16 protein-coding genes are annotated in these 17264 nt (G+C 43.0%); 8 read left to right on the forward strand and 8 right to left on the reverse strand.

Annotation, left to right across the window (positions count from 1 at the left end; genetic code table 11):
- Window positions 1-180: 180 nt before the first annotated feature.
- Window positions 181-1917 carry a methyl-accepting chemotaxis protein gene (locus MKY93_RS15850; RefSeq protein ID WP_340760117.1) on the forward strand — a complete coding sequence of 579 codons (1737 nt, stop codon included), beginning with the start codon at window positions 181-183 and terminating at the stop codon, window positions 1915-1917.
- Window positions 1918-2135: 218 nt separating this feature from the next.
- Here MKY93_RS15850 and MKY93_RS15855 read toward each other — a convergent pair whose 3' ends face one another.
- The 3 genes from MKY93_RS15855 to MKY93_RS15865 all read right to left on the reverse strand — a co-directional run bounded on the left by MKY93_RS15855 (window position 2136) and on the right by MKY93_RS15865 (window position 4591).
- Window positions 2136-3350: a carboxylate--amine ligase gene (locus MKY93_RS15855; protein WP_340760119.1), complete on the reverse strand. Its 1215-nt coding sequence runs from the start codon at window positions 3348-3350 to the stop codon at window positions 2136-2138.
- 75 nt (window positions 3351-3425) lie between these two features.
- A complete protein-coding gene (locus tag MKY93_RS15860; protein WP_340760121.1) occupies window positions 3426-4127 on the reverse strand; it encodes an RluA family pseudouridine synthase in 702 nt (233 codons plus the stop codon).
- Window positions 4124-4591: a low molecular weight protein-tyrosine-phosphatase gene (locus tag MKY93_RS15865; RefSeq protein ID WP_340760124.1), complete on the reverse strand. Its 468-nt coding sequence runs from the start codon at window positions 4589-4591 to the stop codon at window positions 4124-4126. The genes MKY93_RS15860 and MKY93_RS15865 overlap by 4 nt, the downstream gene beginning before the upstream one ends.
- 202 nt (window positions 4592-4793) lie before the next feature.
- Between MKY93_RS15865 and MKY93_RS15870 the strand changes: the two genes are divergently transcribed.
- Window positions 4794-5168: an SLAP domain-containing protein gene (locus MKY93_RS15870; RefSeq protein WP_009498487.1), complete on the forward strand. Its 375-nt coding sequence runs from the start codon at window positions 4794-4796 to the stop codon at window positions 5166-5168.
- 57 nt (window positions 5169-5225) lie between these two features.
- Here MKY93_RS15870 and MKY93_RS15875 read toward each other — a convergent pair whose 3' ends face one another.
- From MKY93_RS15875 to MKY93_RS15885, 3 genes are all read right to left on the reverse strand, one after another.
- Window positions 5226-5696 (reverse strand): peptide-methionine (S)-S-oxide reductase, encoded by a 471-nt coding sequence (locus MKY93_RS15875; protein ID WP_340760127.1) that lies wholly within the window; start codon window positions 5694-5696, stop codon window positions 5226-5228.
- 332 nt (window positions 5697-6028) lie between these two features.
- Window positions 6029-6325: an antibiotic biosynthesis monooxygenase family protein gene (locus MKY93_RS15880; RefSeq protein WP_340760128.1), complete on the reverse strand. Its 297-nt coding sequence runs from the start codon at window positions 6323-6325 to the stop codon at window positions 6029-6031.
- A gap of 286 nt (window positions 6326-6611) precedes the next feature.
- Entirely contained in the window at window positions 6612-7328 is a 717-nt protein-coding gene (locus MKY93_RS15885; protein ID WP_009498490.1) for a YebC/PmpR family DNA-binding transcriptional regulator, read from the reverse strand.
- Window positions 7329-8421: 1093 nt separating this feature from the next.
- On the opposite strand from MKY93_RS15885, the gene MKY93_RS15890 reads away from it, so the two are divergent.
- The 6 genes from MKY93_RS15890 to MKY93_RS15915 all read left to right on the forward strand — a co-directional run bounded on the left by MKY93_RS15890 (window position 8422) and on the right by MKY93_RS15915 (window position 13147).
- Window positions 8422-9132 (forward strand): phosphoadenylyl-sulfate reductase, encoded by a 711-nt coding sequence (locus tag MKY93_RS15890; RefSeq protein WP_009498491.1) that lies wholly within the window; start codon window positions 8422-8424, stop codon window positions 9130-9132.
- Window positions 9133-9199: 67 nt separating this feature from the next.
- A complete protein-coding gene (gene sat / locus MKY93_RS15895; RefSeq protein WP_340760131.1) occupies window positions 9200-10342 on the forward strand; it encodes a sulfate adenylyltransferase in 1143 nt (380 codons plus the stop codon).
- 12 nt (window positions 10343-10354) lie between these two features.
- Window positions 10355-10951: an adenylyl-sulfate kinase gene (gene cysC, locus MKY93_RS15900; RefSeq protein ID WP_221837077.1), complete on the forward strand. Its 597-nt coding sequence runs from the start codon at window positions 10355-10357 to the stop codon at window positions 10949-10951.
- A 12-nt stretch (window positions 10952-10963) separates the two neighbouring features.
- Window positions 10964-11740, forward strand: a complete 777-nt coding sequence (gene cobA, locus MKY93_RS15905) for a uroporphyrinogen-III C-methyltransferase (RefSeq protein WP_340760132.1) — start codon at window positions 10964-10966, stop codon at window positions 11738-11740.
- On the forward strand, window positions 11737-12498 hold the full coding sequence (locus MKY93_RS15910; protein WP_340760133.1) for a sirohydrochlorin chelatase: 762 nt from the start codon (window positions 11737-11739) through the stop codon (window positions 12496-12498). Before cobA ends, MKY93_RS15910 begins: the two co-directional genes overlap by 4 nt.
- On the forward strand, window positions 12491-13147 hold the full coding sequence (locus MKY93_RS15915; protein WP_340760135.1) for a precorrin-2 dehydrogenase/sirohydrochlorin ferrochelatase family protein: 657 nt from the start codon (window positions 12491-12493) through the stop codon (window positions 13145-13147). The genes MKY93_RS15910 and MKY93_RS15915 overlap by 8 nt, the downstream gene beginning before the upstream one ends.
- A 260-nt stretch (window positions 13148-13407) precedes the next feature.
- On the opposite strand, the gene cysI is transcribed toward MKY93_RS15915, so the two are convergent.
- Window positions 13408-15135 carry an assimilatory sulfite reductase (NADPH) hemoprotein subunit gene (gene cysI / locus MKY93_RS15920; RefSeq protein WP_340760138.1) on the reverse strand — a complete coding sequence of 576 codons (1728 nt, stop codon included), beginning with the start codon at window positions 15133-15135 and terminating at the stop codon, window positions 13408-13410.
- 24 nt (window positions 15136-15159) lie between these two features.
- A complete protein-coding gene (locus tag MKY93_RS15925; protein WP_040759814.1) occupies window positions 15160-16980 on the reverse strand; it encodes an assimilatory sulfite reductase (NADPH) flavoprotein subunit in 1821 nt (606 codons plus the stop codon).
- Window positions 16981-17264 lie beyond the last annotated feature (284 nt).

Consider the following 17264-nt stretch of genomic DNA (forward strand, 5'->3'; position numbering starts at 1 on the left):
CTGCATTTTTCAAGTCAAGAAACGGGGCGACGAATGAATTGCGAATTGAAACTCAAGCCGAATTCGTTGAAAATTCACATGTCAAATGTTATATGCTATTCCGTTGTTATCCAAAATAGCCTATACTATGAATAAGGGAGAAAAGTTTCATGTTTTTTGTAAAAAAGGGGGATATACACAATGAAAGGCTCAGTACGCAACAAATTGATAGCGCTTGCAGCTTTAGTTATTTTGATTCCATTAATTGTAGTCGGAATCGTCAACTACTTTGTTGCAAAGTCGGAATTAGAAAAAGTCGGTGAAATGGGGCTCCAAAACGGTACATATGCTGTACTTGATTTAATTGACGAGTTGAATGTACAGGTAGAAAATGGAGCGCTCACTTTGCAAGAAGCACAGGACCGAGCAAAAATAAAAATTATGGGAGCCCCCTTGGATGAAGGCGGAACGCGCTCTTTAGATAATCCAGCAAAATACGGCGAGAACTTCTACTTTTACGTAGTGGATGAAGAAGGTACTTTGCTTGTCCATCCGCAAAAGGAAGGTGAAAGTCTGTATGAATCTAAAACGAAAGACGGCCGGTACTTCATTCGCGAAGTCATTGCTGAAGCAAAAAGCGGAGGCGGGTATGTACAATACGATTGGCCGTTACCTACCAACTTGAATGTTGAAGCACCGAAAATCACATATAGCCTACAGGATCCTCACTGGGGGTGGATTGTGGCGGCTGGTACTTATATAGTGGACTTTAACGCAGGCGCGAAAAATGTTCTTTGGTACACATTAATCTCTGTCGTTATTTCTGTCATCGTCGGTATTGCTTTGTTCTCTATCTTCTCAGGTCGCCTGACATCATACATTAAGAATATCCGCTTAATCACCGCTGAAATAGCAGAAGGTAAGCTGACAGGTTTGGATATTCCTATCCGTTCTCGTGACGAGTTAGGTCATCTGGCTGAAAATGTGAATGAAATGAAAAACAGTTTAAACGAAATGGTCGGTCACACTAGATTATCCTCAGAGCGCATGAAGGAATCTTCCGAAACGCTCAGTGCTATCACCGAGGAAACGACAGCATCTGCAGATGAGATCCACAGCGCGATTAATGAAGTCTCTTCAGGAGCAGTGATGCAAGCGGAAGAAGCGGAAGTCGCCATTACGAAAGTCGATCATTTATCTGCACTTATTTCCAATGCGACTGAACAATACGAACACGTCGTCAAAGAGATGCACAACATTAACAGTTTGCAAAATTCCGGAATGGAAAAGGCAGTAAACTTAGAAGAAAATTCTCAAACCTTCAATGTAGTTATCCATGATCTGCAAGGTAACTTCTCACAACTGATGTCGAGAATGAACGAAATCCAGACGATTGTCCAGACGATTTCTTCCATCTCTGAGCAAACGAATTTACTCGCACTGAACGCCAGTATTGAGGCTGCACGTGCAGGTGAACACGGTAAAGGGTTCGCTGTTGTCGCAAATGAAGTCCGTCAATTATCGGAAGACACAAATGAAGCGACCACAAGAGTTCGTGATTTGTTAGTGCACATCCGAAAAGACACAACATCTGCTGAAAATCAAATGAAATACACACTCGATCTATCGAGTAATCAAACAGACACGATTCAAGAAACCAAAAGTGCGTTTGAACAATTATCGGATTCCATTAATAATATTACGGATTTGCTCCGAACAATGGAAAATGATATGAACAATATGGATGAAAATCGACAAAGCGTTGTACAGGCCATTAACCAAATCGCTTCCGTTGCCGCCGAATCCGCAGCTGCAACAGAAGAAGTCAACGCATCAATCGACGAACAGAAAGCCGCCATCAACACTATCATGCACGCCTCACTCGATCTACACACCGAAGCCGAGAAAATGCATGATCTTGTTGATAGATTTAGCTAATGAAATAAAACATGGCTGTTCTGAAAGTCCAAACGCTTTCAGTAACAGCTTTTTTTCATGATTGGCAAGAAATGCAGAGGTACGCGCCAAAGCACTCTTGGACCGAACCAAACCAGCCAGATACTGCACTTTTCTCTCCCCGCTGATCAGGCCAGTTTTCTCATACAAAAAGCCCTAGAAGTCAGGTGGAATCGACTTCTAGGGCAGATTTTTCTTATTTAATCTTTTGAATTCTTATATTTCTTATAATAATTAATCTGTCTCATCAACAAATACAACTTCCGCTTCATATGCCGATCTTTTTTATAAAACAACGGGTTCCCATACTTCCCTGCTCTGATCAATGAACTGATTTCCTTTTGTATAGAAGGATCATCAACAAACTTGTTCAAAACCGCTTTTGGCACAACAGTAAACAAGAAATGTTCGTCCAAATAAGTCAGCGGCTTTTCAATATCATAAACTAAATCATCCACCAAATACTTCGCCATGTTCTGTCCGCATTGTGTAATATAATAGCTTGAACGTCCTTGACGAATATTCACTTCAAATACTTTAAACTTGCCATCGCGTTCATCATACTTCAAGTCAAAGTTCCCATATCCTACATAGCCGACCGCTTCCAGGAATTTGGCCAGCTTCGTCATCATTTCTTCATGATAGCGTGTGATCAATGCCGTATAGTTTCCAATCGCTGTCATCGCACGCTCTTGCAATACGACTTGAGCAAATGTGATCAGCTGTGGTTTACCATGTTGATCAGCATAATAGACCGCGTCCCACATATACGTATCATCTCCAGGAATGAAATCTTGGATGATCAAGTCTTCCGTATAGCCACTTGCTTTCACCATCTGGATAATGCGGTTGATTTCCTCATATGTATCGACTTTATAAATTTTCTGAAGTCCTTCAAACGGATGGCGGTAATATTGCACTCCATCACTCGGCTTGATAATGACCGGAAACAACACCGACTCCGTAAACGGTTCATCCGATCGACACGAATGGAAATACGTAGAAGGTGTATCGATGCCATGCTCCGCGCATAACTCGTAGAAGTTTTTCTTAATATACACCGCGTTCATAATCTCTTCATCGATGTAATTAAACAAGAAATCCTCTTGTAATGCTTCTCGCTGTTCAATGATTAAACGTACATATAAATCATCCGTACCGACTAGCACAAGCTTTTGATCAGCTGTACGGTACTTCTTTGCCACTTCACGCAAAAATTGGACAAAAACCTTTGGATCGTGCAAACCGGGATGAAGTTCTTGGACATCGGTGATCGTACTATAACTTGTGAAAGGCAAAGGTTCCCTTCCGACAATGACCGATTTAATCTGATATTCTTCATGAAATGAAATTGCCATATTATAGGCGTTGATATTCGTTCCGACAATAATCGGAATAAAAGGATGCTTGCTCATAAATTCCTCCAGCAGACGTTTTTCCATTTAAGTGTAGATGCCCCGAATTCGTAAGTCAAGAAACTGCTGTAACAACTAGCCATAAGTTTGATAAACTTGGTCTCGGTCATTCCAAAGTTCCCACGGATAAAGATTAGGAGGTTTCGAGACAAAACGCAGAGTTTCTTTCGTTGTTGGATGTGCAAATTCCAGCGTATGTGCCCATAACGCAATTTGCTCCCCAGGTTTGTTAACCCTGCTTCCATACTTTTGATCCCCAAACAACGGAAAACCTTCTGTCGCCATTTGGACTCGGATCTGATGGGAACGGCCGGTATGAAGACGGACATTCAATATACTTTTATTCGACTCTTTTCCAAGCAAATGATAATCTAAGCTCGCGGCTTTCGCTTCAGGATAATTTCGATCAACACTGAAGACTTGATTTTTTTGACGATCTTTATAGAGGAAATGACGGAGTGTTGCCTGTTTTTTCTTCGGCACTCCATGAACGACCGCCAAATACTGCCGATCAATCGTTCCTCTGCGTAATTGATCGGATAAACGAGACGCCGCCTTTGATGTCTTCGCAAATACCATCACCCCACCAACTGGGCGATCCAGTCGATGCACCAATCCTAGATAGACATTTCCAGGTTTCTGATACCGCCTTTTGATGTCTTCCTTAAGGGCAGATAGTACGTCTACATCCCCGCTGCGATCTTCTTGCACAGGGATATTGACCGGCTTTTCAACCACTAATAAATGATTGTCTTCATATAAAATTGGTATATTCATTTCAAAAGTTCCTCTTTCTTGATAAGATCCAATAACGCTTGGCAGCCTTCAAGTACCAGGTCATAGGTTTCTTGGAAATCACCTGTGAAATAAGGATCCGGTACATCTTTTTGATGACTTGTTAAATCCAAAAAACGAATGATGCGCTGATGTTCTGTGTCTCCGAATCGATCACGAATGTTCGTTATATTCTCAGTATCCATTCCGATAATATAATCAAAAGCCTCTGCATCTTCTATGGTTAATTGACGACCTGCCATTCCTTCCGCAGATACCTCGTATTCCTTCAACTTTGATAATGTTCCTTTATGCGGCGGCTTTCCGATATGCCAATCACTTGTGCCTGCGGAATCTACTTCAATTTGATCCGCCAGCTGTTCATCGTGCACCATTTTACGAAAAACTCCTTCAGCCATGGGAGAACGACAAATATTCCCCAAACAGACAAATAAAACTCGAATCATGAACCTCTCTCCTTTAGTATTTATGTTAATCAATATGTATCTAGTATACATCATTCACAAAGAGCATTCAGCGCCACACTGCTAGAAGGAACTTAGTCTCAGTTCACTTCGTCTAAAGTAATAGAATTTAGCTCTATACGGTAAATATAGGAATAAAATCTCGATATTCGAGAATAACTATGAAATAAAGGGGGTCTGCACTATGCAGGTGGTATTTGAGGAAACTTGGGAGGACACATTATCCGATCAACAAAAACAAGCATTTATCCATCAATACAAGACAAAGAAACCGGTACACAAAGGGTTTACCGCGAGCCCTATTCTTATGAAACGAAAACGAGACGGCGGTTTCGTCGCAACGGTCTTTTTACAAAATAATCGTTCGAGCCTGCTTTCCATTCGCGAAGTAACAGCCACTGTACTGAATGAACAAGAAGAGGTAATTGCACAGGATAAGTTTGTTCTTACATTGGACGTTCCTCCATACACCGCGACGCCTTGGTCATTTGTGTTTTCGCCTGAAAACGTCCAGAGCGTAGACGAGCCATCTGATTCTTGGCGATTGTTGGTTAAATAAAAAGGACCTGTTGTTTACGGTCCTTTACTATAGCTTGTCATCTTTTCCTGATCCCACTTACTTATATTTACGTAAGATTTTTTCTGGAATATGACAATAATCATTTGGATATCTAGCCAATCTGTCTTGATGTTCTTCTGCACTTCTCACATAATTTATCAGAGATAATACTTCAACAACTATCAGGTCATAATCGTTTCTCTCACTAAGGAATGCCTGCGCCTCCTTTAAGTGTTCAGGCTTTTCACTATATACACCTGTTCTATACTTCTCGCCAACATCCTGCCCTTGTTTATTCAAACTGTATGGATCAATAATCTCGAATAAATAACCCATTAATTCCCTGATTGTTACGATTGTCGGATCAAATCCTGTTTTTACACATTCGGCGTACCCATCGTAGTCACCCTCAAGTGTATGACTTGTTCCATTAACTCTTCCTGCTTCCGTAAACATAACTCCGGGTAAAGTTTTTACAAAAGCCTGTACTCCCCATAAACATCCACCTGCAATATATACTACTTCCATATTGACTCCCCTTTTATTTTTCTAGAAAATTCATTCAAAGTAAATGGTTTATCATAAACAATCGGTTTTTGTTAGTTTGCCTATTGAACAGTTTAGAAACACTTCGGCACGAGGGGATTACTTTACGTTGCGAGCCAATACATATGCCTTATTTTTTTGTGAATTCTCAAAGTCCCTGCAAATCGAAGTCTTCTTCAAAAAGCATTTGTAAGAGTGAAATTCGGCATAATCTATACTAAAATTACAAATAAACCATGTATCATTTTGTATGTCCCCTATCTAGCCTGTTCCACAAAATGGATCGTTTGCGGTGTTAAAATTAAAAACATCTATTACGAAAGATCAACCTTTTGAAAGTGTTCAACTGTTGGGAAAGGATTATAAAAATGATGTAAAAGACTTTTCCACTCTTGGTATTCCGATGATTGTCGGAAACCAATTGTATGGTCCTCTAAACTCTCCCAGTTTACTAACAGCAAATATTTTCCTTTCGCTTCAATACAGCAATTCAATTCGTGAGATATGTAACCTTTCCTTGAAGATATGATATGTGACGCTTTATGGAAAGACGCTTCAAATTCCAATTCCATTCCTTCTCTTACCTGTAGCATTGCGGCTTCTAGAATCATAGTGAACCTCCTAATTTTATTTTTATTGCAATCTGGCTCTTTTGTCAGAATATTGAATTCCTTTATTCACTTTACAAATTATATCAGTTCTATTGAAAAAAAACTTTAAAATATAAATTTCCCGTCAATCCACTCATTAGCTAAGACTTTAAACAAATAAAAATAGCATCGCTAAGCACGATGCTATTTAATATTTAAATCATGTCATAACTTCTATTTAAAACTGTATTACTTCCTTTATGCACGATACAACTGAATAAATTACAACTTGGGGACAGCTTCTTAATTATGCTAAATCCACATTGTGATGAACTTGCTGAACATCTTCCAAATCGTCCAGTGCATCAATCATTTTCTCAAACTGTGCCTGGGCTTCTTCATCCAATGAAATTTCATTTTGCGCAAGCATGGTCAATTCCGCTACGGTGAAGTCCGTAACGCCTGCTTGTTTAAAGGCTTCCTGTACTTCGTGGAACTGTGAAGGTTCTGCATAAACTAGTACTTGATCGTCATGAACTTCAATATCCCGAACATCGACATCTGCTTCAAGTAATAATTCCAATACATCGTCTGCCGTCTTTCCTTCGACCCCAATTATAGCTGACGGATCGAACATGTACGCAACTGAACCGCTGACACCCATATTGCCGCCATTTTTACCAAAGGCAGCCCGCACTTCTGAAGCTGTCCGGTTAACGTTGTTTGTCAACGCATCGACGATAACCATCGAGCCATTGACCCCAAAGCCTTCGTAGCGAAGTTCGTCAAAGTTTTCATCGCCGCCGCCTTTCGCTTTTTCAATTGCACGGTCTATAATCGCTTTCGGGACACTATATGTTTTGGCGCGTTCCAATACAAACTTTAGCGCTTGGTTAGATTCAGGATTGGGATCCCCAGATTTCGCCGCTACATAAATTTCACGGCCAAACTTTGCATAGATTCTACTTGTGTTCGCATCTTTAGACGCTTTCTTTTCTTTGATATTATTCCATTTACGGCCCATTCGGTGCACACTCTTTCCTATAGTTAAAATGGTTTACTTCTATCTTTTAGTATACCAATTGAGATTTGACATGAAAAGTAAAAAACTTTAAATACTTGGTTTGTTGTTTCATCGCATGACCTTTAAGTGTGTCCCGGACAGGGTACGTTTTGTGCTTTGACAACGCTTCGCTGGTGTGATGAAGCTAATTAAAACTAAGAAAGCTCCGGCACCTGGTTTAGTAGTCAGAAGCCAATGAGCGAAAATATATATCCGGGGCTTTCACTTACTCAACGCAGGCGCCTTACAAGCGGTAGGCGGAGTGAGGAGACAGACAGGTGCACTTCCTGACTGGCTCATCGCGGGAGCCATCCGCTAGCGCCGAAGTGGTTTCAATGACTTTACTTATTTTTGTCCCGACGCTCGAATGACAATAGGTCCAATACAAAGTACGTGTTGTGCTTTGACAACGCTTCGCCGCTGGGGGATTGCCTCCCGCCAAGAGCCAACTAGCAAAGGGCGCTAGCTGTCTCTTGGCTTCGGCCGACCCCGCAGTTGCGGCTTCGCTGGTTTGGTGAAAGCAAGGGGCGTAGTGTTTAAAATATTGATGCTCCGGTATCCTATTCATAGACTGAAGTCGGTTTACAAGAAAAAGTTACCTATTGGTTCTACTTGCTAAACGCAGGCGCCTTACAAGCGGTAGGCGGAGTGAGGAGACAGGTGCATTTCCTGACTGGCTCATCTCGGGAGCCATCCGCAAGCACCGAAGTGGGTTCAATGACGACACTTTATTTATTTTCCTTATGCCTAATCCAATACCTTGTTTAGTTATCAGAATTAGCCTAGACAAAGTAAAATTAACTAACTAGTTCCACTCATCAAACGCAGACGCCTCACAAGCGTTAGTCAGAGCAATGAGACAGACAGGCTGACCTCCTTCCTGACTGGTTCATCGCAGGAGCCCATCTGCAAGCGCCGGAGTGACTTCAATGACAACACCTGCATACACTAAAACTACGAAACAAATTTTATACCCTATTATTCTAATTGGTATTGACTATTTTAAATAATCTGTTAAACTATAGGAAATATAACAGGAGAGCGAGAGGATGGAATGGTCACATTTGAATCATGGAAAGAAGATCTGACATTGCCGGAATTTCCAATGGACTCTGAGTCAAAAGGGGCTTCTGAAGTGTTGCAGTGGGCATATGATCAGTATGGCGAACAACTTGTATATGCTTGTAGTTTTGGCATTGAAGGAATTGTATTGCTCGAATTAATTTCACGTGTGAAAGCAGACGCGAAGATTATCTTTCTGGACACCAACTATCACTTCAAAGAAACGTATGAAACGATTGATAAAGTGAAAAAACGTTATCCTGAGCTCCAGATTCATTTACAGCAACCCGCTCTTACAATCGAAGAACAAACTGAGCAATACGGTGCCGACCTATGGCAAACCAATCCGAATCAATGCTGTGACTTGCGGAAGATCAAACCTTTGGAAAAAGCGATCGCACCTTCCACTGCATGGATTTCAGGGCTGCGCAGAGAACAATCGGAAACACGCAAAGCAACCGAATACCTGAATTTGGATCAGCGCTTCAAAAAAATTAAGGTTTGTCCGCTCATTCATTGGACTTGGAAAGATGTTTGGCGCTTTGCCCATAAACAACAGCTTGACTATAACGTGCTTCATGACCAAGGATACCCGAGTATCGGCTGCGCTAATTGTACGAAGCCTGCATACAGTGAAGAAGACTTGAGGTCAGGACGTTGGACTGGAAGCGGCAAAACGGAATGCGGCTTGCATACAACCTAAATTTTTTTACCCATAAAACCTAGTATTTAGATAAGTTTAATAAAATAAAAGGATAGGTGTTTTTATTATGACAAATATAGAACCGCATGGCGGCAGATTAGTAAATTTATATGAGCCTTCTCTCTCGATTGAAGGACTGCGCAAGAAAATTCCGATCGATGCAACGGCAGTTAGCGATCTGGAATTAATTGCGACAGGGGCTTACAGTCCGTTAACAGGATTTTTGACCTCTAAAGACTATCACTCTGTCGTAAACGATATCAGATTAGCAGATGGCACTGTCTGGAGCTTGCCGATCACATTGCCTGTAGGAGATGGCTCTTTGTATTCAGTAGGTGATACCGTTTTACTTGAATACGAAGGAGACATTTACGGGACGCTTACGATCACAGATATTTTCGAACCTGACCAAGAAGTGGAAGCCGAGAAAGTATATAAAACAACAGACCGTAAACATCCAGGTGTAGCCAAACTGCTGGAACGGGGATCCGTCTATCTTGGGGGACCCATCAAACTGATCAAACGAATTGAACAGCGAAACTTTGTCGAATTTTATTTTGATCCGGCAGAAACGCGGCAAGCATTTGAGGCAAACGGCTGGAAGAAAATTGTCGGTTTCCAGACACGGAATCCGGTTCACCGCGCACATGAGTATATCCAGAAAACAGCGCTTGAAATTGTAGATGCATTGCTGTTGAATCCGCTCGTAGGTGAAACGAAATCAGATGATATTCCCGCAGATGTCCGGATGGAAAGCTATCAAGTGTTACTGCGCGATTATTATCCAGAAGACCGTGTGAAATTAGCAGTTTTCCCTGCTGCGATGCGCTATGCCGGACCTCGTGAAGCAATCTTCCATGCGTTGGTTAGGAAAAATTACGGCTGCACGCATTTCATTGTCGGACGTGATCATGCTGGTGTCGGTGATTATTATGGGACATATGAAGCGCAGGAAATTTTCTCCAATTTCACAACCGAAGAAATCGGCATCACACTGTTATTTTTTGAGCATAGTTTCTATTGCACAGCCTGCGGCAATATGGCGACTGCGAAAACATGCCCGCATTCGAGTGAACACCATGTGATTTTATCTGGAACAAAAGTGCGTGAAATGCTGAAAAATGGTGTGCTTCCTCCCGCAGAATTCAGCCGCAAAGAAGTAGTGGATGTTTTGATCAAAGGCTTGAAACAAAAAGAACTGGCAAAGTGAGGAGATATCGACATGACGGAAAATATCGTATGGCATGAACAATTGGTTACAAAAGATGAACAACGGGCAAAAAATCGCCATCATAGTGCGGTTCTCTACTTTACAGGTTTATCCGGCTCCGGGAAGTCCACGATAGCAAATGCAGCGGCGAGGCGACTGCATGATTTGGGAGCAAATACGTATGTCTTGGACGGAGACAATGTACGTCATGGCTTAAACAAAGACCTCGGATTTTCAGATGAAGCGCGCAAGGAAAACATCCGCAGAATCGGGGAAGTCGCCAAACTATTCATTGATAGCGGTCAACTCGTCTTTACGGCGTTCATCTCCCCTTTTCAGGAAGACCGGGACAGTGTCCGACGTTTAGTAAAAGAAGATGAATTTGTGGAAGTCTATATCAGTTGTCCATTGGATGCGTGTGAACAGCGTGATCCAAAAGGACTTTATGAGAAAGCACGTGCTGGGGTGATTCCGGAATTTACCGGTATTTCTTCTCCCTACGAAGCACCAGTAAACCCTGAACTAATACTTGAAACGGATCGTTTTACCGTCGAAGAATGCGTCGAACAATTAATCAGCTATTTGCGTGAAAAAAAATGGGTTGACTGAGGAGTGAAGAGGATGGGAAAAGTTTGGCTAGTTGGCGCCGGTCCAGGTGATCCAGATCTATTGACCGTCAAAGCAATGAGAGTGATTCAGCAAGCTGATGTCATTCTCTATGACCGGCTGATCAATCAAGAGATTCTTGAGTATGCTCGACCGGATGCTGAACTGATTTTTGTCGGTAAGCTGCCGAAACATCATTTCGTTCAACAGGACATGATTAATCTTTTATTGGTCAAACATGCGAAGCAAGACAAGCAAGTCGTTCGGCTAAAAGGCGGCGATCCTTTTATATTCGGGCGCGGTGGTGAAGAAGCGGCGTTTGTAGTTCAGCATAAGCTTGAATTCGAAGTGGTTCCGGGTATTACTTCCGGAATCGCTGCTCCCGCCTATGCTGGCATTCCTGTTACACACCGTGATTACAGCGCGTCTTTCGCAATCGTAACAGGCCATCGAAAAGAAGGTGCTGAAGAAGAGGAAAAATGGCAAGCGCTTGCGAAAGGAATCGATACACTCGCCATTTATATGGGTGTCAGCAATCTGCCCTACATCCAGCAGCAATTGATTCGACATGGAAAACATCCAGAGACACCGGTTGCGTTCATTCATTGGGGAACAACGGAAACACAGCATACAATCACTGCAACTTTGGAGACGATGACCGAAACAGCGCGTGAAGAAAATGTCCTGAATCCGAGTATGATTGTCATCGGAGAAGTCGTCCGATTGCGTGATGAATTGCAATGGTTTGAAGAGTCTGCCAAAGAGCGCCGTTTAGATGCGGTGATCTTATGAGAGCAATCCTATATATTTGCCACGGCAGCCGCGTAAAGTCAGGACAGCAGGCTGCTTTGACATTCATTGAGAAGACGATGGAAACGAATCCAGCACCGATACAGGAAGCTTGTTTCTTGGAGCTCGCTGATCCATCGATTGCAGAAGGGATTGCACACTGCATAGCACGCGGAGCAACAGAGATTGTGGCTGTTCCTTTCCTATTGTTACGTGCGGGTCACGCCAATGTGGATATTCCTGCAAAGTTACAGGATATCATGGCGCACTATCCTGACGTTCCCCTTTATTATGGTGAACCGATCGGTGTGGATGAGCGCATGATCAATGTATTAATCGAGCGACTGCAGGAAACAACGGAGCAGATTCCTGAAGACGCCGCCATTTTATTGATTGGACGCGGCAGCAGCGATCCTGCAACCAAACAGGACTTTGCGAGAATCCAAAGTCTTTTTCAAGAGAAAACCGGCTTGCGTAATGTCAGCGTCGGCTATTTGGCTGCTTGTGAACCATTTTATGAAGATGAAATTTCAAGATTATTGGAACAAAAACCTGATAATTTATACGTCCTGCCCTATCTATTGTTCACAGGCATTCTGTTGAAATCAATTGAACGCACTCTAAAAAAAATCAACACATCGACCGCCATTCATTTTTGTCCAGCATTAGGCTACGCGCCAGAGATTCATACGATTTTGAATGAACGTGCCGATGAAGCCGCAGAAAGGAAGCGTGAATTATATGTTCCCTGTTATGCTTGAAAACTTGAAGAATACTAACGTCACTTTAATTGGAGGAGGTTCTGTCGCCTATCATAAAGTGCTTAATTTGCAGCGATTCGGGATCAGGCCCACTGTCGTTAGTCCCGCTTTCCACCCTTCTCTGCTAACTTTAGCACGTGAGGGGACTGTCAGACTGGTCCCGAAAGAAGCTGCATGGGAAGACGTTGAGAATGCTTTCTTAACGATACTCGTGACGAATAATGAAACAGTCAATGATCAGCTTGCCCTTCAACTAAAAGATGCAGGCAAGCTAGTAGTCCACGCCTCCAACCCTTCTTTAGGCACTGCACAAATCCCAGCAGTCACAACACGTGGAAAGCTGGTCATCAGTGTATCGACGAGCGGCGCAAGCCCCTCTTTAGCAAAGAAAATCCGTTCAGAAATAGCAGAGCAGTATGATGAACGATATGAAGAGTATTTGGATTTCTTAGCAGACGTCCGCCACTACGTGAAGCAACATATCCCGAAGCACGAAAATCGCAAAACTTGGTTGGCAGAAGCCATTGAACCGATCTATTTACATGATAAAGAAGAACGTCAGAAATTCATGAATGAGCTATATTACGCATTTCCAAAAGAGCATGAACTACAAGACGAGGCTGTACTGAAAGTCCAATGTGGCTTTTAGTAACAGCCTTTTTTGCACAATCAGTAAGATAAACAGAGGAACGCGCCAAAGCACCTCAGGACCGAACCAAACTCTCTCCGCACTGTACCAAAGTCCCGTTACACCGAGCCAAGCCATTTCCAGACCGAACCAATCCTTCCATGCACCGCACCTTCTCTCTTTCCGCTGACCGGCCGAAATAAACATATTTCCCTCCATAAAAAAGCCCGAAAAGTCAGGTGAAAATGACTTCTCGGACAACTTCGTTTTTCTGCAAACTATTAAACTGTATGAAAATTTGTTCCATCCGTAGTCGCTGCCACTATTCCGGCACGAATGACAAAGTCCCCAAAATGTTCACCTGCTTCACGCTCTTTCGCATAGCGATTCAGGATTGGCTGCAATTCACTTAAAATTTCCTTCTCTCCGATGTTTTCCCGATAGATTTTACTCAGTCGTTCACCGGCAAATCCACCGCCTAAGTACATATTATACTTACCTGGCCCTTTTCCAATGAAACCGATCTCCGCTAACGCCGAGCGTGCACAGCCATTCGGACAACCTGTCATCCGTGTCACAATCTCTTCATCGCCAAGACCCGCCTCATCCAGCAAGCCTTCGATCTTTGTAATTAATGTAGGTAAATAACGCTCTGCTTCCGCCATTGCCAAGCCACAAGTCGGCAATGCGACACACGCCATGGAATTACGTCGCAAAGACGATTGCGAAGTGGCAGACTCCAATTCATAGCGAGCAATGATCTTCTCGATTTCTTTCTTATTCGTAGTCGTCACATCGCCAAGAACCAAGTTTTGATTTGGACTTAAACGAAAGTCACCTGTATGGATTTCTGCAATTTCCCGTAAAGCAGTCATCAATTGATAACCTTCTGTATCACGGATTCTGCCGTTTTCCACAAAAAATGTGTAATTCCAACGATCGTTCGTCGCTTCGACCCATCCATAACGATCTCCTGTGTGATCAAAATGATAAGGTCGAGCCTCTTCCAATTCCCATCCGAGACGGCTATGGAGTTCCCCAATGAGCCAATCCAGCCCACGTGCATCAATTGTATATTTGAAACGTGCGTACTTGCGCACAGAACGATTTCCATGATCTCGCTGAATCATCATCAGCTGCTTGGCAACTTCAACGACTTGATCCGCCGGTATATAACCAATCAATCGGGCCAGCTGTGGGTACGTCTGCTCGTCACCATGCGCCATACCCATTCCGCCGCCTACTGCTACATTGAATCCCTTCAGCTTGCCGTTCTCTACAATCGCAATCAAACCGATATCTTGCGAGAAAACATCCACATCATTCATCGGCGGAACCGCAATCCCGATCTTAAATTTCCTCGGCAAATAGGTCGCTCCATAGATTGGCTCCACTTCGGTTTCTTCCGTACTGTCGATTACTTTTTCGCCATCCAACCAGATCTCATGATATGCACTTGTCTTCGGTAATAAGTCTTCACTCAGTCGTTTCGACCATTCAAAGACTTCCGCATGGATCGGTGATTCGTTTGGATTTGGACTACACATCACATTCCGGTTGACGTCTCCACAAGCTGCAATCGAATCCAGTAATGCATCGTTCATTTCCTGAATGTTTTTCTTCATATTCCATTTCAAAATCCCATGCATCTGGAATGCTTGTCGAGTTGTCAATTTCAATGTACCATTACCATATTTATGTGCCAGTTCATCCATTACAAGCCATTGTTTCGGCGTAGCAAAGCCAGCTGGCGTACGGACCCGTATCATGAATTGATAGGCAGGTTCCAATTTTTGACGCTGACGCTCTGTCCGCACGTCCCGATCATCTTGCAAATAACTGCCATGAAACTTCATCAGCCGGTTATCATCGTCCGGTATTCCAGCACTGATTGAATCCTTCATCGTATTGATCAGATTCCCCCGCAGGTAATCACTTTCAATTTTTATTTCTTCCACATCACTTGGCGGTCCGTCTTGTATATGGACTCGTTTTGTTGTTGAAGCCATTTCACCATTCCCCTTTCATTTGATTTAATAGACATCTCGTTGATAACGTTTCTCCTGAATCAGTTGCGTCATGAATTGCTCTGATTCTTCCAACGTTTTTCCGCCCTCCTGCTGAAGGATCTCCAGCAATGTAGCATGAACGTCTTTTGCCATGTTTTGCTCGTCACCGCATACATAGATTACAGCACCGTCTTCAATCCATTGATAGAATTCTTGACTCGCCTCTTTCATTCGATGCTGAACATATACTTTTTCTTCGGTATCACGAGAAAACGCCACATCCAGACGAGACAAGCTCCCATCTTTCACATAGTTTTGCCATTCTGTTTGATAATAAAAATCCGTCACATAATGCTGATCTCCAAAAAACAGCCATGACTTCCCTTCTGCGCCTGTCTCGCTGCGCTCCTCAATAAATGAACGGAAAGGTGCGATACCGGTGCCTGGGCCAATCATGATAATCGGCGTTTCAGGGTTTGTCGGCAAACGGAAGTTGTCATTTTTATGCACATAGACAGGCAGCGTATCGCCCGGTTCAAGATTTTCCGCACATTGAATGGAACAGACCCCTTGCCTGCTGCGTCCATGCGCTTCATAGCGAACTACTCCAACAGTAAGATGTACTTCATCCGGATTGGCTTGTAGGCTACTAGCAATTGAATAAAGTCTTGCAGGCAGTTTACGCAGAATTCCGATCAGTTGTTGCTCGGAGGCTGAAATCGGTCCGAAATCCTTAAGTGCATCCAGTAAATCACGCCCTTCGATATACGTCCGCAATTCGGACGCTTGCTCTGATTCCAGTAGGTGTTTCAATCGTTCTGATTCAGAGTAGTTCGATAATTTTTCAAGCAGTGGTTTTGTCAGCACAGTAATCTCAAAGTAGTTTAATAGAGCAACACGGAGTGCACGACGCTCTCCTTGCGAATTAATTTCTACCGTTTCTTCGGGGTTCCAAGACCCTTCACCTATAACTTTATCAACTAACTCGGAATTATTTTCAGGAAAAATTCCTAAACTATCACCTGGTTCATATACTAAACCAGAACCTTCTAATGACAGTTCCAAATGTCTGGTCTCTTTATTTGATCCTCGCCCGTTTAGGTTTATATTCTCCAGTACTTCAGCGCGAAACGGATTCATTCGAGAATATTGAGTGGAGGTTGTGTTTTCGACTTCTAGACTAGCTGCCGCAGACTGTCCGCCAGTCTGAATTTGTAATGCGACTTCCACTGCTGCCAACCACTGTGCAGCCGGCTCATCATAATCCAAATCACAATCAACACGCGGCGCTAGCGGGGTAGCTCCCAACTCCGAAAGTCTTTTATCAAAGTCTGACCCCGTCTTGCAGAAAAACTCATATGAACTATCTCCGAGTGCCAATACGGAATACTGAAGATGATCCAGTTTTGGAGCTCGACGTCCATGTAAGAATTCGTATAGAGGCAACGCTGTGTCAGGCGGGTCCCCTTCTCCATGTGTACTGACTACCAGAAGTAAATGCTCAAGTTTTTTCAATGTAGTTGGCTTGAAATCGCTCATTGACTGGATCGTTACATCGAAGGATTGTTCTTTTAATTTCGCTGCCGCTTGTTCAGCAACCCCTTGCCCATTGCCTGTCTGGGAACCATAAAGAATAGTTATTTCTTTCACTGCGGTCGGCACCTCTATTGCCGGACGTTCAACAACAGCAATATGACTCCCGCTTGGCGGAGATGTTGCCGCACTGATCGCTGTCAAATAGCCGCTCAGCCAATTTTGCTGAGTTTCCGTAATGCTAGGCAGCAGACGATTCAGCAATTCTACTTGCTCTTCACTAAAAGGACTGTTCGTAACTTGTAACGCCACATTCATCACCCTCGCAAACTAATATAGTATTCTCTTTTGTCATCATCTCATCGACAAGACCCAACCAGCCTGTCAACTTCAGTTAAAAGATGTTTACATTGTATTATGATTATTCCTATTAGTCAAGTAGGTTTTTAGTGAATTGAGTTGGATTTCAGACTTTTTAGACAGGATTTCCATCCGAAGTATACTAAAAAAACATTCAACTTCCCGTGTGTTTTTCCAGTATGATAGTAACCTAAGAAAATCTAAGCGCTAGGCAGATGTAACTTTATACAAAATAT

The sequence above is a fragment of the Sporosarcina sp. FSL W7-1283 genome (genome assembly GCF_038003105.1).
In the GTDB taxonomy this organism is placed as follows: Bacteria; Bacillota; Bacilli; order Bacillales_A; family Planococcaceae; genus Sporosarcina; species Sporosarcina newyorkensis.